The following is a 21,126-nucleotide window of genomic DNA, read 5'->3' as shown; positions in this document are numbered from 1 at the left end:
GTTCGGCGTGATTAACCGTATGATTAAAAGCAGGCTGATATTCAGGACCTTTCTGCGGAGGGTGCAACATGCCTTTTGGCAGCAAGGCACAGTTCGTTGTGGAGCCGCTGATCCTCACTGTCCTGTTTACGGCAGTTTGCCCCCACCAGCGCAGCCTGTGAAGGCAGCCTGCCCTGCTCCGGGAACTGCGGCGGATACCAGACCAGATCGGTGATTATTTCGGGCATACTTTCGGTGCCTCCATCTCCAAAGGCTCTTTAATCGGGTAGTCCGGATAACCATAACGAGAGCAGCTGGTGGTAACCTTCACCTGGTCACAGGGCAGAAAATGTACAACCATTCCACAGGTTTTCTGACCAGTGTAGTCAGGAACAGGGACCGTCAGCGAATGCTGGCGGCTCAGTTTTTTTACTTTTTCCCGCCAGGCGAGATATTCAGTATTATATTTCCGTTGTATTAAAGAGCCGGTTTCGGCATCCAGGTTATCCAGATTGGGACGTTTGGGGCCCGGTATTTCCGGGAGATCAATGCTGGCAGAGGCGACCGAGGTTTCCCAGTCCACCCTGACCGTCATTCCCGGCTCCCATGTTGATGGCGCACCGAAACAACAGCCGCCACCGCCGCCCTGGAAGGGGCCGATAATATCGATGCCTGACTGGCCGTTAACACTGAACTGAATAGCCCATTTGGTATGGTTGATGGCCTCCAGAGTGCCACCGCCGCCGTGATATTCCGCATGCTGCTGACCACATCCCGCCAGCAGTAATATTGCGCCCAGTACGCCGGGTAGTTTTAATTTCATTGTTTTTCCTTTTTTTGGATTTACGTTTTATTTCCTGAAATCATTTAACGGTGCCCGTTAATAACGGACACGGCTGAATGATCTTTCTATTTATGAACAGGTGGGAAAAAACATTATTCAGAATTTATTCGGTGTACATTCAGTGAATATTTAACCCGATTTAAATCAGTTCGGCGTGATTAACCGTATGATTAAAAGCAGCCTGATATTCAGGACCTTTCTGCGGAGGGTGCAACGCGCATGCTGGCAGCAAGGCACAGTTCGTTGTGGAGCCGCTGATCCTCACTGTCCTGCTTGCGGCAGTTTGCCCCCACCAGCGCAGCCTGAGTGGGTAACCGGCCTAAGCGGGGAAATTCTGGCGGATACCAGACCAGATCGGTGATTATTTCGGGCATACCTTCGGCTCCTCCATCTCCAAAGGCTCTTTAATCGGGTGACGCGGGTTACCATAGTCGGCGCAGCTGGTGGTAACTTTCACCTGGTCACAGGGCAGAAAATGTACGGTGATGCCGCAGGTTTTCTGCCCTGTGTAATCGGGAACAGGGACCGTCAGCGAATGCTGGCGGCTCAGTTTTTTTACTTTTTCCCGCCAGGCGAGATATTCAATATTGTATTTCCGTTGTATTAAAGAGCCGGTTTCGGCATGCAGGTTATTCATACTGGGACGTTTGGGGCCCGGTATTTCCGGGAGATCAATGCTGGCAGAGGCGACCGAGGTTTCCCAGTCCACCCTGACCGTCATTCCCGGCTCCCATGTTGATGGCGCACCGAAACAACAGCCGCCACCGCCGCCCTGGAAGGGGCCGATAATATCAATGCCTGACTGGCCGTTAACACTGAACTGAATAGCCCTTTTGGTATGGTTGATGGCCTCCAGAGTGCCACCGCCGCCGTGATATTCCGCATGCTGCTGACCACATCCGGCCAGCAGTAATATTGCGCCCAGCACGCCGGGTAGTTTTAATTTCATTGTTTTTCCTTTTTTTAGCTTTCCGTTTTATTTCCTGAAATCATTTAACCCTGCCCGTTAATAACGGACACGGCTGAATGATCTTTTATTTATCAGTTGATGACCAATACAGCTAATCGGAGTTTAACTGGTATATATCCAGCAATTATTTAATAAGAAATATAGCGGCTAAAACTCAATATCAATAAGGTCGAAAAACAGGCTGGCATGCAGGAATCTGCGGTATGGCGGTATCATCCGTTACCTTCCCTGTTCTGGTAACCTTGGCCGATGCCTGAATAACTCGATTGTTATTTCGGGCATACTTTCGGCACATTCATTCTTAAAGGCTTTTTAATCGGAAAGTCCGGATAATTATAACCAGCGGCAGGAACTCGTGAGATTTACTGCAATTTGACGACAGTAGCTGCCGACAGGCTGTGGCTCATCAGCATTATTAATGCCGTAGCTGCAATCCAGCACGCCGCCGGTGCCCGCTTTTTTTATAGCTGGGATAGTCGGGTGCAGACTTCACTGGGCAATATCACAGTCAGGAAAGGAGCTGACCAGCGTGCAGCCGCAGGCGCAGCGATTACCCTGTAATGCCACCGGCTGGCCGTCCACGCTGGCCAGTGAACTGCCTTCGGCGATGATAGTCATGCCGTGTTGATTGCAGCTTACCGGGTCCCCTTTGGCGGCAATGCCCTTGCCAAAGCAGAGATAGTGCCCGGTCAGGACTTTGCCGCCGTACTCCCGGAGAATGTCTCCTTCGCGAATAATTTTGCTCATTGTTTTTCCTTATCCCCGAGTTAAACCGTTGCCGACTGGGCTTTCTCCAGCCAGCTGTCTGGGATGGTAGCTTTCACCAACGCCAGTTGCTGCTGTGCCGCTGCGACTTTTTGCCGGGCTACCAGCGTACCTGGTTCGCGGGTAAAAGCCCGCAAATGCTCAGTTCCCGGCAGTCTGGGTTATGTCGGGCATACTGTTGGCTCCGTCATCCTGAGGGGCTCTTTGATCGGGTAGGCCGGGCTGCCGTAGGTATAACAGCTGGTTGTCACCTTTACTTCATCGCAGGGCAGAAAATGCACCGTGATGCCGCAGGTATCCTGACCGTTATAGTCCGCGAGCGGGACGGCTTTACTGTGCTGCCGTTTTTGGGCATGAATTTTAGCCCTCCAGGCTTCATATTTCTCTCGATCAGCAAAACCCGGAAAACCTGCTGATGATCCCTGACCGGTTTCCCAGTCTACCTGCACCATCATGCCCGGCCTCCACTGCGCGGGCATGCTGAAACAGCAACCGCCGCCGCCGCCCTGGTACGGCCCGATAATATCGAGGCCCGACTGACGATTGATGCTGAAGTGGTTGATCGCCCGATGGGTGTGGTTGATGGCGTCAATGATGCCGCCTCCGCCGCCCTGCGCTTCCGCAGCAGACTGTGAGCAGCCGGTTAACAGCAGAAAAGCGGTCCATAAAGCGCAGCTTTTAAGCATCATCAGGAGGACCTCGCTACACCGAGCAACTGGTTCATCACCCATTCTTCGCGGGCATCGTCGAGAATAATGCCATTATTTGTCGCTTCTACCATGCCCTGGTAGCAGTCGTAAAACAGCGCCTGACGTGAGGTATAAGCACCGGCAGGTGGTGCGTGGTGGGCTAACATGATGATGACATCGCTGACGCAGCAGAGATATTCAAGCTGGCGATCGCTCAGTTCGATTTTGCGGCTTATTTCACCACGTAACGCAGGCATGCCCACCCCTTCCATACCGCGGGGTAGGCCATCCTTGTCCTGCCAGGCCCAGAACAGCGCCGGGCGCAGCAAACATTGTTGCTGCTCTTCACTGAGCACGTGCGTAAAAAGCAGCGGAAAAATGCGCGTATCGTAAAATCGAAAAATCCCGCCTCTTCCTTCCTGCAAAATATCCGTACATTGCGCCAGCCAGGCAGACAGAGCAGAAAAACCCCAGGAAGAGCAAATCCCTAGCAATGGAACCTGCTGACTTAGCGCCTGCAGCCATTGCATTTGCTGTTCATCATCAAGATTGACGCGCGTAATCAGTGGCGCCGCATCAACGATAAATTCCTCGGGCAACCCCTGATAGAGCGATTGCCATTCCAGCGCCAGCACGGTAAGCGCCGGGATCACGCTGCGGTCCAGACCGGCCTGATCGATAATCACATCCAGGTAATCAATGCCTGCTGTGCGACAGGCCCCTGCCACTTCTTCAATCCATTGATTGGTCATTTACGCCTCCCTTGGGACAAAGCCCTGCGCCAGTTTTTGCGCTTTCTTCAGGCACTCTTCACACACTGATGCTGGTAATTCCGGCAGCGGAAACGTCTCGCTGGCGGGTCCTTGCAGATTGTGCTGCCCCTTCAGGCTGATCAATCCCGGTCCATGTATTTCCACTTCACCCTGCGGCGTCAGGCGAATGTATGCTCCACCACAGCCCAGCGTAATACCGTTTTTTGCGGTTAACTGCAGGTGCCCCTGGGTAGACTGAACCGTCAGGTCCTTCAGCGACGTCAGCGACAGTACGTCGCCGTGCGATTCCATCTCCAGCGGGCCTTTGGCGGATACCAGACGCATCCCCTCATTCTGGGCCAGCAACGATATGGCCTGGCTGGCATTCGCCGACAGGCGCTGAGCACTGGTGAGGTTTACCTCGCCGCCGCTCTGCATGTATAACCCGTTACCGCTGTGCAGCAGCAGCGTTTCCGGTGTCACCGCGCCTATGCCTTGTGGTGCGCTCATTAACAACACCGGATCGCTAAGCTGGTCTGCGCTGCCCAGCAGCTTTTTTAGCCGGTGGCTATCAGGGCTGTGATTGTGGTGAGTCTGAGTGACAGAGCCCCATCCTGTAAGCTGATTGAGCGCACCTTTTAGCAGGCTGATAGCCGGTGCCATTTCCCACTGCTGGCCCTGCGCCTTCTGCTGTCCATCCGCCGTGATCAACAATCCTTTTCCCGCGCGAAGGGTGCCCCAGCTGTCGCTGCGCAGCTCAAAGCCTTCCCCGCGTCTTTGCTTCTCACTGTCTACCAGATGACCGAGATTGAGCTGGCTTTTGCCGCCGTATTCGGTACTGAGCTTGATATGCTCCTGACCCGCCGTGTCATCAAGGCGCAGCTTGTTGTTTTTCGGCGTACGCAGGACGTTGCGCTTGTAGTTACGGATAGTGACATGGTCGCCGTGCACGGAGTCGTGCAACACGCCAGCAATGTAGGGGCGATCCGGATTACCGTGCTCAAAGGCGATAGCCACTTCGGTGCCCGCCAGCAGTGGCAGATGCAGGCCATAGGTGTCGCCCGCATAGGGCCGCGCCTGTCGCACCCACAGGCTTTCAAATCCGGTTTCCCAGCCTGCGCGATCAAACAGCATGTTGACACGATAGCGCCCGTTGCGATCGATATGGCCATAGGTGTCGTTAACGGTGGTGCTGGTCACGCGCGCCGGGAGCGTGCCAGCCATCATCGGATGTGGCGGCGGCTCGGGGCGGAAGCCATAGCGGTTACTCAGCGGAATACCGTCAAAGGCGGTTTCAAAGCTGCGGTCCCGCCGTGCGGTGCTTACGATAGCGGTGACCAGAATGCCACGGCGAAACACCTCACTGACATCGGCTCCGCCGCTAACCGTCAGCTCACAGCCGGGCACCAGCGCCGGGCAACTGGTCACCGCCGCCACCTGGGTCTGGCCGTTCAGGTAGCGTTCGTGGCGCAGGCGAGCGTAAAAGGCACCGCTTTCCGGAGCCGGGGTATGACTGTAGTCATCACCCGGTATCAGGTAGTTGTCAGCCCAACGGTAGGATTCACCGTACGTGGTGTCATCGCCGCCGGTAACGTCCACCTGCACATTCATATTTTCCGTCGCGTTACGGTAGTTGTAGTCGCGGCCGCTGACGCTTTTCTCCACCACTGTAGAGTGGCTGGCGAGATTCCACACTGAGTCAGCGGCGCCATCGTGCATGCCGGAAGGCGGTACGGCAGGCAGCGTCAGGCCTTTCACATGCCCCTGCCCACCATCACAGAACTCGATAACATCTATGTGCAGACGGGCGTCGGTGGTAAAGCGGAACCAGATGCCAATTTCGCCCAGCAGACGAGTAATAAACGTCAGGTCGTCCTCGCCGTACTGCATGACCTGCTCGCGGCGCGGATAGGCGTTGTTCAGCGTGAAGACGAAGTCCTGACCGCGCATCTGGTGACGCTCGCGCAGGATTTTCTCGACGATCTCCGGCGCCGACATATCCTGATAAATGGCGTGTTGGCGACTGCGCGACAGCAGTGCCAGCCTTGGTTGCAGGGTGACGGCATAGTGGCTCTGGTCGGCGCTGCTGCCGAGGCACTCAAAGCCGGTCACCACGCCCTGTATCACGCGCACCGGCTGCTGCACTTTGATACCCCAGCCCTGAGCGACCGGCGCCTGCAGCGTCAGCGAGGCAGGTTTCATCAACATTGCCTCACGGGTAATGGCGTGGTCGAAGCTGGTGAACTCAACTCGCCAGCGGAATGGCTCACTGAGGCGCTCCTCACCACGAAAAGCCAGCACGTCCGGCTGGGACATGCAGTCGCGCACCCTTAACAGATGATGACTGTGGCTAAAAAAAGAGGCCGGATTTACGCTCATGGAATCTCCTTATTCTTTTACCGCGGTTCAGCGGCGTTGTATTTCGCATGGCGCAGGCGCGGATGTGGCAAAGCGTTCACGCTTTCCCGCGCGGTTTGTCACCGGTTTGACACAGGGAGCGCGTTGCGGATGCCGCCGCATATGCCCTGCGTCAACGACAGCACACAGCCCGATGTTGATGACAACAACGTCATCACTTTTTCAGTTAACCGGCAAATACGCCGTTCCCGCATCCCTTTAGCATGCGGGTTCATCTGTCTGCGTGTTAGTCAGCCTCTTATCTGGCGCCCTGTCGTTATCTTGCTGAGCGGGAAACGGGAGAAACTGCGGTGCGCCGAATGTCAGCACAACGCCTTCATCCTCATCCCAACCGAGCGTTAAATGCCGGGGCTTCTGCCGCACAGCCATCTGCTGCAGCAACTGCTGACTCAGTACCGGGAGGATCTGCTGGCTCAGCAGGCTGTCGATATTACGCGCCCCGGTATCCGGCAGCAGGCAGGCTGCGGTCAAGGCCGCTGACAGCCCATCGCCAATGAGGGTTTGCAGGCCGTAGTACCGCGCCAGACGCTGGCTTACCTGATTCAGCTTCATGTCGACAATGGTGCGCATGGCCCCAGCCACCAGCGGGCGATAAATCACGGTCTGGAAGCGCGCCAGCAGTGCGGGCTGAAAGTGGTCACGCAGCATCGGACGCAATAACGCCTGTAACTCGCCTTCGGTGGCATGCGGGTTTTCTGCCAGCAACTGCATAATGGCGTCGCTGCCGAGGTTAGAGGTCATCATTATTACGGTGTTGCGAAAATCAATTTCACGCCCTTCACCGTCGCGCATAAAGCCGCGGTCAAACACCTGATAAAACAGATTCAGCACGTCGCGGTGCGCTTTTTCTACTTCATCAAGCAGCACTACGCTGTACGGACGCTGGCGCACCGCTTCGGTGAGAATGCCGCCCTGACCGTATCCCACGTAGCCCGGTGGCGAGCCTTTCAGCTGAGAGACGGTGTGCGGTTCCTGATATTCGGAGAGATTGATGGTGATCAGCGATTTCTCGCCGCCGTACAGCACGTCGGCCAGCGCCAGCGCGCTTTCGGTTTTGCCGGTGCCGCTTGGGCCGACCAGCAGAAACACACCCTGCGGACCGTTTTCGGCAGTCAGCCCGGTTTTGGCAGCGCGCAGGCGTTGCGCAATAGCGTTAAGCGCGAGGTTTTGACCCACCACGCGCCTGCCGATTTCAGTTTCCAGGCTCAGCAGTTCGGCCTGCTCGTCTTTCATGAGCGAGGAGAGCGGCACGCCGGTCCAGTCGGCAATCACGTTGGCCAGGGTACGCACGTCAACGTCGATCTGTACCAATACGTTCTGCTGCTGCAGCGCGGTCAGCTGCTGCTGTAGCGCGGTAATCTCGGCATAGGATCCGCCCTTCTGACGGCTGACCATCAGTTGCTGTGCCAGCATCTGCTGGTCGGCAAAACAGGATTCCTGCTGTTGACGTTCGCCCTCCAGCACCGCCCGATTCTCTTCGATAGCACACAGCCGCTCGTCATCTGTATTGCTGCCCGTGGCGATGTCGTCGCGCAGCGCGCGATCTTCCAGCGCCAGCGCGGCGAGACGCGCGTTGAGCAAGGTAATTGCCTCCGGCACGGTATCGAGGCTCATGCGCACACGGGCAGCGGCGGTGTCGAGTAGATCGACCGCTTTGTCCGGCAACTGTCGGCCCGTCAGGTAGCGGCGCGACAGGCTGACCGCCGCTTTTACCGCGTCGTCGGTAATGTGTACGCCGTGGTGCTGCGCGTAGCGCGACTTCAGGCCACGCAGCATCAGGCAGGCGGTCTCATCGTCCGGCTCGTCAACTTTTACCCTCTGGAAGCGACGCTCCAGCGCGGCATCCTTCTCGAAGTACTGCTTGTACTCGCTCCAGGTTGTCGCGGCAATGGTACGCAGCTCGCCGCGCGCCAGGGCGGGCTTTAGCAGGTTGGCAGCATCCGCCCCGCCCGCCTGATTGCCCGTGCCGATAAGGGTATGCGCCTCGTCGATAAACAGCAGCACAGGCACAGGGGAGTGCTGAACCGCCGCAATCACGTTTTTAAGACGCTGCTCGAACTCGCCTTTGACGCCCGCACCGGCCTGCAATAGCCCAAGATCAAGGGTGCAGATGCGGACGGTTTTCAGACTGTCAGGCACGTTGCCTTCGGCAATGCGCAGTGCCAGCCCTTCCACCAGCGCGGTTTTACCGACGCCGGGCTCGCCGACCAGAATCGGATTGTTTTTACGTCGTCGCGAAAGGATGTCGACCATCTGGCGGATTTCACTGTCGCGGCCAAACACCGGATCGATGTTTCCCGCCTGTGCATCGGCGGTGATATCGCGGGTAAATTTATCCAGCGCAGCCTGTAGCGCCTCACTCATTACACTGCCGCTAACGGGGCTGACCTGCGCATTTGCCTCGACCGGTGCCGGGGAAGTCAGGTTAAGAAATGCCTGCTGCACATCCGGACGCTCGTCGGACTGAGCGTCCAGCAGCGGGCGCAGCCGTTCACGCTGCGGACGCGTCAGGCTCAACAGCGGCCATAATCCGTCACAGCCGACCAACAGCGGCTTGTCGGTCAGCGCCGCCAGCAGGTGGTGGCTGCGTATGTACGGCTGATCATCCTCCAGCGAGGCGACAAGCCAGGCCTGCTTAATCAGCGCCAGCAGGGAATCCGCCAGCTGCGGGCGGGTATGCACCGATCGCGGCACGCACTCCAGCCAACCCAGCAGTGCCTGCCAGACTCCATCGATATCCCACTCATAGCGCCGCGCCAGCACGGTGATATCGCCCTCACCCTGCTCCAGCAGCTTGAGCAGCCAGTGCTCAATGCGGATTTCAGCATGGGCGCGGGTCTGACACAGCGAGGCAGCCCCTTCCAGCGCACGGGCACAGAACGGGTTCAGGCGACGTAACAGGGTCGATGCATAATGCTCCATATCTACTCTCTCCATTTCGACCCGCACCTCTGGGCCATTTGCCAGTGTCAATAGTGACCACCAATCTCCAGAACCTTTACCGTCATGCCCTCAACGGAGAATAAAACCCGATGTTGCTGGGTAAGCCTGACGGAATAGAGATTGCCGTTACCGCGTAGCTGTTCATAATTCATATCCCCTGTCAGTCTTGCCGCATCTGCCGGTGTTCTTCCGCCAAGCACATACCGGCGCCAGTCATGATATTTACGCATGCCGGCAGGCGGCACGCTGAGAGACTTTCCTTTTTCCCAGTTTTGTCTGGCCGCGGCGTCATCAAAACTAAATGGCATAACTTTTCCTTATCTATGTCCTCAGAGAGAAAATTACGTGCGCCTTCGCTCAGGCACGCTACCGCCCATCGCTGTCACCAAAGCGCATCAGGTCAGTTTCCAACCAAGGGTGTTAAGCCGTCTTCGACGATCGCCGGACGGCATAAAAAAATGCGGACAGAGAGATCTGTCCGCATCAGGCTTAGGCTGTGGCGCGTTCGTTCCAGGAATCGGAATGAATGATGTTGCCGTCTTTGTAGGTCCAGGTGATTTTTTCGTAGCGCAGCTCAAGCTGTTCGAGATGGTTGTGCTTCTCGTAGGCGGGATCCTTAACGTCGTGCATCACAGCATTGACCTTCACCACCTTCACGTTTTCCAGTTTGGTGTTGAAGTATTCGACTTCCTGCCCTGCGTCGTTGATTTTGTACCATTTGAATTCTGCTGATTTCAGGGTCTGACCGGTGGTCACTGCTTTGTACAGATAGGGGCTGGCGCCATCGATCTCCTTGGTGAACATGAAAGGTGTATGAATACGCGTACCGGTCAGCTTGCCGGTATTGTTATCGGTGGGGATGTAGACATTGTGGTCCTGAGCCACCACCTCGATGCTGCCTTCACGATCTTTCACATCCACGGACCCTTTGATGTCCGCACCACCGTCGTCTTTCAGCCACAGATATACTGGAATTGCCATGTGTTACTTCTCCATTAGATTGTTATCGACGCCATCTTCCTGCGATGGCGTTAGGGTATTGCCAGGCATCCGACAGGCGTCCGCCTGCGGAACCAGACTGATTTCGACCCGGCGATTGAGCGCGCGGCCTTCTGCCGTGTCGTTGGGTGCCACGGGACGGCCTGCGCCATAGCCCTGCACCGCAAAACAGCTTTCGGGAACGTCACCGGTGTCACGCATCCAGTCACGCACTGCCGCCGCGCGCGTCATCGACAGCGTCTGGTTCAGTGCAGAATTACCGGTGTTATCGGTGTGACCGCTGACCACAATCAGCCAGCCTGGTTTTGCCTTGATGCCCACCAGCGAGTTAACCAGGGTTTTAGTCGATCCCTGGTTTAGCGCCGCTTTGCCGCTATCAAACAGCGACAGGCTGTCGAGACGGATGATGCTCTCTACGTGATTTTCCACCGGAGGCGGGAGCGGTGTTGGCGGCGGCGGCACATAGGAGCGAATAACCTCCAGCAGCGGCAAACGTAAATGCCCGCCCTGATACAGGCCGAGGCCGAGCCGCAGAGGCGCGCCGTGACGGGCATACTTATCCAGTTCGGCGGCATCCTGATGCAGCACGCCGATCGCCGCTGCTTTCTGTGGGTAATCGGTCATAGCGATGCGTTCATAGTGAGCGATATCAAAGGCCACACGCTGGAGCAGTTGGTGGTTGTTCCAGGCACTGCAGCAAAGTGCAACAACACCTGCCATCACTACCGTCCATAGCGCGCCGCGGCATGCCCGCTGGCACGGCGTCAGGCCACGGCCTTTGGGCAGCAGCGGTAAAACGCTTTCCGGTAGCAGCGATGGCCGCGCCTGATTGCTTTCACTGGCCGGCAGCCAGCCCGCTACCTGCACCAGTGCGGTGTGCTGTTGTAGCCAGCGCGTCCACAACGACGTTGTTAACGCATCATCATGTGAAGCGTTCAATCCCTGGACGATACAAACGGGCGTGGCGCACGGCATATCCGCATCAGGATCCGTCAGCACCGCGACAACCTCCTGCCGCACCCAATCGGCAAGGCTGGTCATCAGTACCTGCTGCTGTAGAGCCATGCTGCCGCCCGCGGTTAGCCAGCGTTCAGGCGAGGAAGGCGGCGTATTGTCTGACCACAGGCTGGTGGGTTTTCCGGCCAGCTGTGCCTGCCAGAGAGCCTGGTTGACCAGTGCGCTACCCACCCAGACATACAGAGCCAGCGGCAGTGAATAGCCGGTTTCGCGTCGCAGCTGGCAAACCTGCCAGCGCAGAGCCAACAGGCGGTTGGAAAGCAAGTCGCGATCCTGCTGTTGCTGAGGAGAGATGCAAATCATTACCGAGAGTTGGCTACCCCACGCCGGACGGCATGACAACAGCTGGCGTACCATCACGTCCAGCGCCTGCTCCGCTGCTACTCTCACCCAACAGCCGTGCGGCACAGTCAGTACCCCAGCGCTTTCTGGCCACTCCTGCACGTTGTCACCGCAAACCAGTACCACCGGCTGACGATAATCAGCGTCCGGTAAATCATCCGCACCGAACAACGTCTCTGATCGAGCGGGGCGGCGGGTTACTCGCGTGGCAACCAGCAGCAGCGCCAGCCCGGCCACCAGCATCACGATGGCAACCCAGTGAGGGAGCGGCAGGAGCAGCGCAGCCACCAGCAGGACCATCCATATCGCCAGCGTGCGCTGGAGCGCAGTGCTCATTTGACCAACTCCGGCAGTAGCGAAGCGATCAGACTGCTCAGCCAATGATTCAGGCCCCACCAGACGGTGGCTAAGAGCAGCACCGAGAAGCCGATGCGCAAGGGCGAGCTGGATAACCAGCCGCGGGTGCCAAACCCCGCTTTGTTGTCGACCAGTACTGCCTGCGCCTTTTGCCCGCTGGAAGTCGGCACCCGCTCACTCAAAGACTGCACCAGTTGCTGGCGTTCCGGATCGTTAAGGTCGCTATAGCCACCGAGGAAACCCAGCATCATCACCCGCTGAAAGCAGATCATCACAGCCGCTTCCGGTGCTGGCTCGCGCAGCACGGCACGCATGCGGTTGCATAACGCATCTCCGGCATCCACCGTGCCGTGGAAGTGCCCCTGCAGCGGCAGATGACGCCACTTGACGTACGCATCGTCCTGCTCGCCGCGCCCTTTGACAGCTTCATCAATCAGCGCGCACTGAGCATAAAGAACATGCTCACACTGCTGCGTGTCGTAACCAGCCTCTTTCATCGCCTGCTGAACGTTTTCCACCTCGGTCACACAGCGTTGCCATAACAGCTGGCCTTCCCCTTCCCGGAAAGTTGGGCCGTGGCGCAGGCTGATAACCTGCAGCCAGCTGTTTTGCAGCAGCGCGTCAATATCGCATTCGGCTTTCTGGCTCATGTCCTAAGCACCGCAAACAGTTCAAGTTCAGGCTCACCCAGCATGCCCGGCACGTAAAACATGCAGCTGCCGTTTTCCAGCATCTCGCGGGCCGCCGGGTGCGACAGGTCGAGAGCAAAATATTGATTCTCCAGACGCAGCGGGATGGCCGCGGGAATATGACGTAACGGCTGCAGGGGGATCCCCTGTCGGGAGCTATTCACCAACCCGGTGACATAGTCCGGGCTGCCGACTTTGCACTGGCGCGGTAACTGTTCCTGCAGCTGCGCCGCCGGTAGCGGAGAGCGAACTGAAAGATAGAAATCGGCCTCTTCGCGCAGGCGCGGCTCCTGCAAACGGGCCAGCCATTGATGCAGACGCCGATCATGTTCAAGGGCTATCGACAACACGCGTGACGGCAGACTGGCTTCCAGCAGATCGCTTAACAGATCGAACAGGGGCGGAAAAACGTGGTTAAGCTCCGCATGCTGATAGACGGGAATAATGCTGACCTGATGCTCCAGTGAAAAAGTCAGCAGGCTGCCCGCCAGGCGGGCAAGCTCCGGATATAAACGTTCCGGGGCACTCTGCGGAAAACGCAGAAACTGGCCCACAACTGGCTCGGCACTGTTCAACGCGTTGAGCAGCCAGAACAGCGAGACATCCGCCACGGCAAAATCAGCCATGCGTTCGTTGCTCTCACGGCGCATCGCCATCAGGCGCTTAAGACGGGCGCGTAGCTGCGTCATCAGCTGTTCCAGCTGAGCTAACAGCCACGGACTGCTCTGCACGCTCAGCAGCGGCGGCAGAAAAGTCTCGTCCTGTGTCCAGTTGCCCTGACTGTCCTGACGCAGACGTGCCACCGGGCAGACCAGGTAATCGCCGTTGTTCTGATGGGCGAAGCGCAGCGTCAGCTCAGGTTTAATCACCGCAATCTGACGCGTATCGTCGCCAAACTGATTACGGATATCTCGCCAGCGTTGGCGATAGCGTACCGGTCGCTCAGCAACCTCTTCAGGCTGCAGGCAGTTACCGCCGTTGGCTCGAAGCAGCGGCAGAGCCAACATCACCACCGCATCCTGTCCTTCAGGCATGACCACCGGCGGCAGATCGTCACCGTTATTGGTGTCGATTAGCGTACCGTCCTGAAAACGCACCTGCAGGTGCCTTGCCTGTAACCGCCCCAGCTTCAGAGCCTCTGCCTCAAATTCAGCACGAATTACACCCCAGGGATGAGTCAGACTCATCTGCGCGATACATTCCGCTGACCAGGCCGCATAGGCGGCCTGCTGCTGGAAATGCTGTGGCGAAATCATCACGCCCCGGCCCCATAGCGGCTGTTCCGTTTTCATCAAGCCACCGCCCTACACTTTCGCTTTCGGCATCTGGGAAACCAGAGACAGATTGACGTCCATGCCTTCTACCTGGAAATGCGGGATAGCGAACAGCCTGACGCGGAAGAAACCTGGGTTGTCTTCGATATCCTCGACAATCACTTTGGCATCGCGCAGCGGATGAGCGGCCTGCAGCTCGTCGCCCGGATCGGTCATTTCCGTCACCAGCCCGCGCACCCAGGTGTTCAGCTCCAGCTCCAACAGTCGGCGATCTTTAGTGGTGCCGATGTTTTCGCGCTGGATCAGTTTTAGATAGTGCGCGATGCGCGACAGCAGAAAGATATACGGCAGACGTGCGTTAATGCGGCTGTTGGCAGTGGCATCAGCGGTGTCATACAGCGCCGGTTTCTGCGTAGAGTTAGCCGAGAAGAAGCAGGCGTAGTCACGGTTCTTATAATAAGAGAGCGGGATAAAGCCGAGGTTGGCGAACTCAAACTCACGGGTTTCCGGGATCATCACCTCTGACGGGATTTTCACCTGGTTGCCGGTGCCGAGATCGTACAGGTGGATCGGCAGATCCTGCACGGCGCCACCCGCCTGCGGGCCGCGGATTTGCACACACCAGCCGTTGTTGATAAAGCTTCTCACCATGTTGGTGGCAAAGGCGAACGAGGCGTTGGTCCACAAATATTTGCCGTGGTCCGGGCCTTTCACCTCTTCAACGTAGTTGAAGCTGCGCACCGGCACGGTATCGGGGCCATACGGCAGACGCCCGAGCACGCGCGGCATCACTAACCCGATATAGCGCGCATCGTCGGTTTCACGAAACGATTTCCATTTGATGTATTCGGCGCGGTCAAAGTAGTTGCCAATATCTTTAATCGCCGCCACTTCCTCCATGTTCTCTTTGAGGAAGAACTGCGGACCGGCGGAGCCGATAAAGGGCATATGCGCGGAAGCTGCGACTTTAGAAATATTGCGCAGCAGCGACACATCCTGCGCCGAAGCGTCAAACTCCCAGGAGGAGATCAGCGCGCCAATCGGCTCGCCACCTGGCGTGTCGTACTCGGCGATGTAGGTGTGGGCGTAAAGCCCGCTCTGGATGATTTCCGGCGAGTCTTCAAAGTCCTGGCGCAGATCCTCTTTCGAGAGGTCCAGCACTTCGATTTTTACATTCTGGCGGAAGTCAGTTTTATCCACCAACGACTTCAGGCCGCGCCACAGTGATTCCACCTTTTGGAACGCATCGTGGTGCATCACCGCGTCAAGCTGGCGGCTAATCTGCTCGTCCAGCCGCGCGATATGATGATCCAGCAAGGTTTTGTCTAATTTATCAACGTCGGACCCTGACTGATTCAGGCACTCCACCAACACCTTCATCGCGGCGGTCACTCGCTCGTCGATGCTGGCATCAGCCATCGCCTGATTATCCTGCCAGATGTTCAGATCGCTGAGGTGAGACACCGGATTAAGGTTGATTTTTTCAAACAGTGAGGCGTAAACCCCTTCTGCAACGGGACGATCCAGCACGGCAGCAGCAGCGGCAGCGGCAGAAGCAGTTTCATTTTGAACAGACATTAGTATTCTCTCTGTATCATTCGGTGAAGGGGATCAGGCTTTCTCGGGCGCCAGAGCAGCCAGTTCGCCACGCAGTTCGTCGCTCAACGCTGGGTTTTTCAGGATGATTTCCAGCTCTTTGCGAAAGGTGACGTTATCCAGCAGGTTGGCTTTGAGGTCGCGCAGCAGATTACGCATTGCCAGCATGGCTTTAAGTTGCGGCAGCTGGCGGGCAACCTGCTCGGGCGTGAAGTCTTTCATGTCGCGGAAGATCAGCCTGACGCTCTCTTCGCTGCCGTCGCCGGCGAGGGTGTTTTCTACCGAGATGTTTAAAGCCGGGGAGAACTCCGCCAGCACGCTGTCGAAGTTGTTCTTATTAACGTTAACTTTTTGCCGCTCGGACAGCACACGCTGTTCCTGGCCATTGCTGAAATCCCCGGTCACCAACAGCTTCAGGGGTAATTCCATTTTCTTCTGCGCATTGCCCGTGTGAAGATCCAATTTGATGTTAATACGCGCTTTCGGAATTTCACTTTGATAAGAATTGCTCATATATTTCCTTGTCTGCCCAGGCGCGGAAAGCATCCATTACGCACACTTTCCCTGTGTGTACTGCGGCGACTATAGAGCAGCATGGTTAATATGATCAATATTTAAAAACCATTAATTACAATGATTTATATAGGAAATTTCCTACAATTTTTAGTAAACTGCTGAATGAAATAGTTAAAAATTTGCCACCCCTACCTAAAAATTAACCCGCATGCAGAATTCACACACTTGTCATAGCCCCCCTTTAATGTGATTTGCCTCCCAAAAACTTAACTATTCATAATGGTTACCATCATCAGCAAACCGCATCACCAACCTAAGCCAGAAGATTAATAAATGAGCAAAACATTATTACCTCTGCACTGACACCATCACTGAAATGACATGCCGAATTTACCGATCGCTTGAGAGCCTGTATGCAACGGTTGGCTGAGATGACGTGCCCTTTCCGTTAACAAAAGCAAGCAGCAACAAGTAGATGCAGCGTGAAGCTTCCATCCGACCCGTATCGGTGCAAGTCACAGCTTCTGATGCGCGCAGCCTGAGTCGCCCGATAAATGCCGCAACGGGTCATAACGCGCGAGCGGCCGCTTAAATTTGCAACCTGGTAAAGCCGCAACCATTGCAGGTATAATCATCGCCATTATTCAGCGGATTCAGAGACCAAAATGACCAAGCTCACCTTGCAAGAGCAGCTGCTAAAAGCGGGATTAGTAACCAGTAAAAAAATGGATAAAGTGCAGCGCACGGCGAAGAAATCGCGCGTACAGGCGCGTGAGGCGCGGGCAGCGGTAGAAGAGAATAAAAAGGCGCAGTCGGAGCGGGATAAACAGCTTAGCGAACAGCATAAACAAGCGGCGTTATCGAAAGAGCATAAAGCGCAGGTCAAGCAGCTGATTGAGATGAATAAAATCAGCGTTGCCAAAGGCAATATCGATTTCAACTTTACCGATAACAACCTGATTAAAAAAATTGCGGTCGATAAAGCGACGCAGGCACAGCTGATCAACGGTCGTCTTGCCATTGCACGTTTGCTGGCTGAGAACGGCGGCGAAAGCCAGTACGCCATTATCCCGGCCAGCGTCGCCGATAAAATTGCCCAACGAGACGCCAGCAGCATCGTGCTCAACAGCGCCCTGAGTCAGGAAGCGCAGGATGAAGACGATCCCTATGCTGATTTCAAAGTGCCTGATGATTTAATGTGGTAAGCAACCCACGTTCCTGACTGCCCCGCGCACCTTTACCTACTGTTTAAAACGGGCTGGGATGACGAATGTTCATTCGCGCTCCGCTCACCGGATGGACAAAATCGAGTTCACTGGCGTGCAGCATCAGCCGGGGTGTCTGTTCGGTGCCGGGCAGCAGGCAACCGCCATACAGATCGCAGCCTAAAATCGGATGGCCCAGCTGCTGAGAGTGAATGCGCAACTGATGCGTGCGACCGGTTTCCGGCAGCAGCGTCACCCGCGTCACCGCCAGCAGCGCCCCGCATTCGGTTTCGCGGCTGAAGCGCTCAACCACGCGATAGCGCGAGCGCGCAGGTTTACCGTTAATCGGGCAAATCGACATCCGCGGGAACAGCGCCGGATCGCTGGCAATCGCCGCATCAATGATCCCTTCATCATCGACCACATGTCCGCAGAGCAGCGCGCTGTAGCCCTTGCTAACCGCCCGCTGGCTGAACTGCTGACACAGTGCGGCATTGATGCTTTTATTACGCGCAATCACCATGATCCCTGACGTACCGAAGTCGAGCCGATGCACCAGCGTGCAGCCGGGAAACTGCGCCACCAGTCGGTGATGCACCGAATCCAGATTGAGCGGATTTTTTCCCGACAGGCTCAGCAGCCCGCTGGGCTTGTTGATCAGCAGCAGATGCGCATCCTGATAGAGAATGTCTATGCTGTCATGGCACGGCGGAGCAATAAAAGTATCGATGATGGCTGACATCAGACTGCCTGAAAGAAGAATGGGCGCGGATGATAGCTAATTTTTAGAGCACTGGCGAATCCAGGCTAAAAGAGAGAAGAAGAAATCCTGCGAAAAAAAAGAGTGATTTAGTGTTCAAGTAAACGCAATGACAATATTAATTTAGCAATAGAATATTATTAATATATAATTAAAAAATTTATAGAAATAACGTTGAATTAATTTATGCAGAATTATAATTCGGCACAATAAAATATCCACCTGCGTAAATTCGTATATCTCAATCGTAAATTGATCACAATAAAAACCCATTACTTATTCACTAAAATATCATAACACGATCAACCTCATCTTTCTTAAGCCGGCAAAATCATCGAGTAAATAAAAAAACCACTTAACAATAAATACAAAAAACCTCATTTAATTAAAATATATTATTAATAACACTATAAAAATGAAAGTGCATTTTTAAAATCCGCGATTAAAAGATCACACTCTTCCAGCCCTGTGCTAACACGGAAAAAAAGTTGAGTTGGATCCGAAATTAAAAAGTGAGTCAATGTAAAAGGAATTATACAACTGTCTACTCCCCCCCACCCATAAGCTAACTTAAAAATTTTAAACCCAGCCAAAAACTCATCTCTTTTTTTATCTGACACGCATGCAACAGAAAAGCTAAAAACGCCGTTGTATTTTTTATAATACTTATTATATGTGCAATGATCAGGATGTGTTATGAGTTGAGGTGCAAGAACAGTTCCAACATGTGGATGATAACTCAATAATTCTATAATCTTAGAAGCAGAATTAGCCTGTGTGTCCAACCTTACGCCCAATGTCTTTAGCCCTTTATAAATGCTGAAGGATTCCTCTCCACCTAAACAGATACCAGCCATCATCAGATATTTTCTTAAGGGGGAAAAATACTTCTCCGTAGTTGTAATGATGCCCGCTACAGCATCAGAATGACCCGATAAATATTTAGACGCTGAATGTATTACAACATCAACGCCATGCTTAATTGGATTCATTAACAACGGCGTTGACCATGTATTATCCATAACCACAAGGATGTTATTTTTTTGTGCCTGATTAACAACAAATTCGATATCGGTAACTTCAAAAACATTTGAAGACGGTGACTCAATATATATTAAGGTAGTGCTTTTTTTTAAAAATTTATCACATTCCATAAACTCGGATGAAGAAAGGAACGTGGCACTCACGCCACGTTGAGAAAGATAGGTATTTATGAAATGACGTACTGGTTCATAAACAGAACGATTGACCAAAATATGATCGCCAGGCCGAAGAAAAGCCAAAAGAGTAGAAGTTATTGCAGCAAGACCAGAGCATACGCACAATGAACCATAGCCGCCTTCAAGACGAGTCACTTCTTGTTCAACAGCATCAGTAACAGGTGTGCCGAACCGTGAATATCGTGGATAATTTTCCTTTAGAGTATCCTGAGATGCCGTTACCAAAGCATGATGATCAGGATAAACTCCAGAGGTAAAACGTTGCACAGCGGGATGGGGAAAATAACGCCCAGTTTTTTCGGAGACCTCATCAACCATGGACATTTAGCTCCCAGTATTGTGAATGATGGACCTGGAGAAAATGATTTTTAAAGGATGCAATGACAGCTGATTGATCCTTAGCTTCGATTACATACCCGATAAGATAGAGCCCTGACTTTTCCCCACCCTGATAGCTGTCGCCAATCAACCCCGTAAAATGTATCTTCCGCACAGATTTCTCATCGACAACTGGCAAAGAAAGCAGCTTTCCTCTTGCAGGTGGTATGCAAACACATCCAAAACGCAAAAACTCATCGCTATAAGCAGGGTAATCCTCCGTTTGAATGTGGCACTCAGCCAGCAACCAGGCTTTATCAATATTTAATCCGGACATCTCTTCAATGAGGAAACTGATCATCCCTCCGCCGGTCCGGCTTGCAATTTCACAACAAATGATTTCGTTCTCAGCCGTTAGCCACAATTCACAATGAAAAGCGAAGTTTTCTGTAGCAGGCATATTAGCTATTATTTGTTTTGTAGTTTCAACTAATAAGTGATAGGTACTATCATCTTTTTCTAACGGTACATTACCTATAAACATATCTTCACGGTAAGAAAGACAATCGTTGATATACTTGAAGGGCTGTATAAACCTTATCCTACCGTCAACAAACAGACCATCCACATGATACATCACCCCATCAATAAAACCCTCGGCCAACATACCTTTCAAATTTCCATCATTGGATTTAATGAAATCATTTAACTCTTTATGATCCTTTATAATTCGAACCCCAGAAGAACCTGATGCAAGCCTGGGTTTTATCACAAAAGGATATTGATTCTTTTCTGAGAAGGAGATGACATCATCAGCAGAGTTTATCTCACTAAAATTAGCCATGTTTATATTTTTTCTGGACAAACGTTCTTTCATGAGAAGTTTATCTCTGTAATGAATTGCGCTATTGGTACTTTGCCCCGGGATATTAAACTTTCTCCTTATTTCAGCTGAACGAATGACATCAACTTCTGCACGGCAAAACACATAATGAAAAGGGATTGATTGATAAATTTTATCAACCAATGCATATAACTCGGTATCGTCACTGTCATAATTACTCAAACAATAACAATGCTCACAATTTTCTGCATATCCATCATAAAAACGCGCGGATGTAACAATTATCGGCGAAATACCTGAATCGATGAGCCATTTATCATAAGGTGTTCTCATGTATTCCGTTTTTGCCAAAACTAAAACCCTTTTTTCTTCCATCCCTGTCTCTACCTTAATTTTTTGTGAAAAAAACACTCACAACCTTACTAAAGTAAATAAACCTTGACAATAAATTTAAACAACCCTCATAAAATATAAATATATCCATTAAAATCAAGATATTAAAAACTTAGCCATCAAATAAAAAGAAGTTAAACTATATAATTAAGATTGAAATAATTTACTTATGAAATTAAATACAATTCCATTGCAGCATAAAAATTTGCATTATGTATAAAAAAAAGCATCTAAGT

At 53.5% G+C, this 21,126-nt stretch carries 21 protein-coding genes; 1 reads left to right on the top strand and 20 read right to left on the bottom strand.

Going from position 1 to position 21,126, the window contains the following annotated elements; genetic code table 11:
• Nucleotides 1–41 precede the first annotated feature (41 nt).
• From EM595_RS07840 to tssB, 17 genes are all read right to left on the bottom strand, one after another.
• Nucleotides 42–227 (bottom strand): hypothetical protein, encoded by a 186-nt coding sequence (locus EM595_RS07840; protein WP_067429989.1) that lies wholly within the window; start codon nt 225–227, stop codon nt 42–44.
• Complete coding sequence (locus tag EM595_RS07835) at nt 215–802, bottom strand: Tli1a family immunity protein (RefSeq protein ID WP_067429986.1); 588 nt, start codon at nt 800–802, stop codon at nt 215–217. Before EM595_RS07835 ends, EM595_RS07840 begins: the two co-directional genes overlap by 13 nt.
• A 209-nt stretch (nt 803–1,011) precedes the next feature.
• A complete protein-coding gene (locus tag EM595_RS07830) occupies nt 1,012–1,197 on the bottom strand; it encodes a hypothetical protein (protein ID WP_067429983.1) in 186 nt (61 codons plus the stop codon).
• On the bottom strand, nt 1,185–1,772 hold the full coding sequence (locus EM595_RS07825; protein WP_067429980.1) for a Tli1a family immunity protein: 588 nt from the start codon (nt 1,770–1,772) through the stop codon (nt 1,185–1,187). Before EM595_RS07825 ends, EM595_RS07830 begins: the two co-directional genes overlap by 13 nt.
• 510 nt (nt 1,773–2,282) lie before the next feature.
• A complete protein-coding gene (locus tag EM595_RS07820; RefSeq protein ID WP_067429977.1) occupies nt 2,283–2,540 on the bottom strand; it encodes a PAAR domain-containing protein in 258 nt (85 codons plus the stop codon).
• 20 nt (nt 2,541–2,560) lie between these two features.
• On the bottom strand, nt 2,561–2,695 hold the full coding sequence (locus EM595_RS21450) for a hypothetical protein (RefSeq protein ID WP_267913109.1): 135 nt from the start codon (nt 2,693–2,695) through the stop codon (nt 2,561–2,563).
• A 24-nt stretch (nt 2,696–2,719) separates the two neighbouring features.
• A complete protein-coding gene (locus EM595_RS07815) occupies nt 2,720–3,247 on the bottom strand; it encodes a Tli1a family immunity protein (RefSeq protein WP_067429974.1) in 528 nt (175 codons plus the stop codon).
• Nucleotides 3,247–3,999 (bottom strand): toxin Tle1 chaperone Tla1, encoded by a 753-nt coding sequence (locus EM595_RS07810; RefSeq protein ID WP_067429971.1) that lies wholly within the window; start codon nt 3,997–3,999, stop codon nt 3,247–3,249. Before EM595_RS07810 ends, EM595_RS07815 begins: the two co-directional genes overlap by 1 nt.
• Nucleotides 4,000–6,378 carry a type VI secretion system Vgr family protein gene (locus tag EM595_RS07805; RefSeq protein ID WP_067429968.1) on the bottom strand — a complete coding sequence of 793 codons (2,379 nt, stop codon included), beginning with the start codon at nt 6,376–6,378 and terminating at the stop codon, nt 4,000–4,002. It lies immediately after the preceding gene.
• A 237-nt stretch (nt 6,379–6,615) separates the two neighbouring features.
• A complete protein-coding gene (tssH, locus tag EM595_RS07800) occupies nt 6,616–9,339 on the bottom strand; it encodes a type VI secretion system ATPase TssH (RefSeq protein WP_082691652.1) in 2,724 nt (907 codons plus the stop codon).
• Nucleotides 9,340–9,386: 47 nt separating this feature from the next.
• Entirely contained in the window at nt 9,387–9,668 is a 282-nt protein-coding gene (locus tag EM595_RS07795; protein ID WP_067429965.1) for a type II toxin-antitoxin system RelE/ParE family toxin, read from the bottom strand.
• A gap of 181 nt (nt 9,669–9,849) precedes the next feature.
• Complete coding sequence (locus EM595_RS07790; RefSeq protein ID WP_067429963.1) at nt 9,850–10,341, bottom strand: Hcp family type VI secretion system effector; 492 nt, start codon at nt 10,339–10,341, stop codon at nt 9,850–9,852.
• A 3-nt stretch (nt 10,342–10,344) separates the two neighbouring features.
• Nucleotides 10,345–12,054, bottom strand: a complete 1,710-nt coding sequence (locus EM595_RS07785; protein ID WP_067429961.1) for an OmpA family protein — start codon at nt 12,052–12,054, stop codon at nt 10,345–10,347.
• Nucleotides 12,051–12,725, bottom strand: a complete 675-nt coding sequence (gene tssL / locus EM595_RS07780; protein WP_067429959.1) for a type VI secretion system protein TssL, short form — start codon at nt 12,723–12,725, stop codon at nt 12,051–12,053. Before tssL ends, EM595_RS07785 begins: the two co-directional genes overlap by 4 nt.
• Entirely contained in the window at nt 12,722–14,059 is a 1,338-nt protein-coding gene (gene tssK, locus EM595_RS07775) for a type VI secretion system baseplate subunit TssK (protein WP_162265764.1), read from the bottom strand. The genes tssL and tssK overlap by 4 nt, the downstream gene beginning before the upstream one ends.
• 9 nt (nt 14,060–14,068) lie before the next feature.
• Nucleotides 14,069–15,616 (bottom strand): type VI secretion system contractile sheath large subunit, encoded by a 1,548-nt coding sequence (tssC, locus tag EM595_RS07770; protein ID WP_173645361.1) that lies wholly within the window; start codon nt 15,614–15,616, stop codon nt 14,069–14,071.
• A 33-nt stretch (nt 15,617–15,649) separates the two neighbouring features.
• On the bottom strand, nt 15,650–16,147 hold the full coding sequence (tssB, locus tag EM595_RS07765; protein WP_067429948.1) for a type VI secretion system contractile sheath small subunit: 498 nt from the start codon (nt 16,145–16,147) through the stop codon (nt 15,650–15,652).
• A gap of 668 nt (nt 16,148–16,815) precedes the next feature.
• Here tssB and EM595_RS07760 point away from each other — a divergent pair.
• On the top strand, nt 16,816–17,355 hold the full coding sequence (locus EM595_RS07760) for a DUF2058 domain-containing protein (protein WP_067429946.1): 540 nt from the start codon (nt 16,816–16,818) through the stop codon (nt 17,353–17,355).
• A gap of 43 nt (nt 17,356–17,398) precedes the next feature.
• Here EM595_RS07760 and EM595_RS07755 read toward each other — a convergent pair whose 3' ends face one another.
• The 3 genes from EM595_RS07755 to EM595_RS07745 all read right to left on the bottom strand — a co-directional run bounded on the left by EM595_RS07755 (nt 17,399) and on the right by EM595_RS07745 (nt 20,908).
• Nucleotides 17,399–18,097 carry an RluA family pseudouridine synthase gene (locus tag EM595_RS07755; protein ID WP_067429944.1) on the bottom strand — a complete coding sequence of 233 codons (699 nt, stop codon included), beginning with the start codon at nt 18,095–18,097 and terminating at the stop codon, nt 17,399–17,401.
• Between the two features lie 425 nt (nt 18,098–18,522).
• Nucleotides 18,523–19,659 carry a trans-sulfuration enzyme family protein gene (locus tag EM595_RS07750; protein WP_231938721.1) on the bottom strand — a complete coding sequence of 379 codons (1,137 nt, stop codon included), beginning with the start codon at nt 19,657–19,659 and terminating at the stop codon, nt 18,523–18,525.
• Entirely contained in the window at nt 19,646–20,908 is a 1,263-nt protein-coding gene (locus tag EM595_RS07745; RefSeq protein ID WP_231938720.1) for an ATP-grasp domain-containing protein, read from the bottom strand. The genes EM595_RS07750 and EM595_RS07745 overlap by 14 nt, the downstream gene beginning before the upstream one ends.
• Nucleotides 20,909–21,126: the final 218 nt, after the last annotated feature.

The organism is Duffyella gerundensis (assembly GCF_001517405.1).
Taxonomy (GTDB): domain Bacteria; phylum Pseudomonadota; class Gammaproteobacteria; order Enterobacterales; family Enterobacteriaceae; genus Duffyella; species Duffyella gerundensis.
Note: the sequence above shows the minus strand (reverse complement) of the source record. Positions and strands in the feature narration are given on the sequence as shown.

Coding starts and splice junctions, on each gene's coding strand:
- EM595_RS07795 (WP_067429965.1), bottom strand. CDS start 9,668: ATGCCATTTAGTTTTGATGACGCCGCGGCCAGACAAAACTGGGAAAAA.
- EM595_RS07785 (WP_067429961.1), bottom strand. CDS start 12,054: ATGAGCACTGCGCTCCAGCGCACGCTGGCGATATGGATGGTCCTGCTG.
- EM595_RS07825 (WP_067429980.1), bottom strand. CDS start 1,772: ATGAAATTAAAACTACCCGGCGTGCTGGGCGCAATATTACTGCTGGCC.
- EM595_RS07830 (WP_067429983.1), bottom strand. CDS start 1,197: ATGCCCGAAATAATCACCGATCTGGTCTGGTATCCGCCAGAATTTCCC.
- EM595_RS07840 (WP_067429989.1), bottom strand. CDS start 227: ATGCCCGAAATAATCACCGATCTGGTCTGGTATCCGCCGCAGTTCCCG.
- EM595_RS07750 (WP_231938721.1), bottom strand. CDS start 19,659: ATGTCCATGGTTGATGAGGTCTCCGAAAAAACTGGGCGTTATTTTCCC.
- tssL (WP_067429959.1), bottom strand. CDS start 12,725: ATGAGCCAGAAAGCCGAATGCGATATTGACGCGCTGCTGCAAAACAGC.
- EM595_RS07790 (WP_067429963.1), bottom strand. CDS start 10,341: ATGGCAATTCCAGTATATCTGTGGCTGAAAGACGACGGTGGTGCGGAC.
- EM595_RS07810 (WP_067429971.1), bottom strand. CDS start 3,999: ATGACCAATCAATGGATTGAAGAAGTGGCAGGGGCCTGTCGCACAGCA.
- EM595_RS07820 (WP_067429977.1), bottom strand. CDS start 2,540: ATGAGCAAAATTATTCGCGAAGGAGACATTCTCCGGGAGTACGGCGGC.
- EM595_RS07760 (WP_067429946.1), top strand. CDS start 16,816: ATGACCAAGCTCACCTTGCAAGAGCAGCTGCTAAAAGCGGGATTAGTA.
- tssC (WP_173645361.1), bottom strand. CDS start 15,616: ATGTCTGTTCAAAATGAAACTGCTTCTGCCGCTGCCGCTGCTGCTGCC.
- EM595_RS07815 (WP_067429974.1), bottom strand. CDS start 3,247: ATGATGCTTAAAAGCTGCGCTTTATGGACCGCTTTTCTGCTGTTAACC.
- EM595_RS07835 (WP_067429986.1), bottom strand. CDS start 802: ATGAAATTAAAACTACCCGGCGTACTGGGCGCAATATTACTGCTGGCG.
- tssB (WP_067429948.1), bottom strand. CDS start 16,147: ATGAGCAATTCTTATCAAAGTGAAATTCCGAAAGCGCGTATTAACATC.
- EM595_RS07805 (WP_067429968.1), bottom strand. CDS start 6,378: ATGAGCGTAAATCCGGCCTCTTTTTTTAGCCACAGTCATCATCTGTTA.
- tssH (WP_082691652.1), bottom strand. CDS start 9,339: ATGGAGCATTATGCATCGACCCTGTTACGTCGCCTGAACCCGTTCTGT.
- EM595_RS07755 (WP_067429944.1), bottom strand. CDS start 18,097: ATGTCAGCCATCATCGATACTTTTATTGCTCCGCCGTGCCATGACAGC.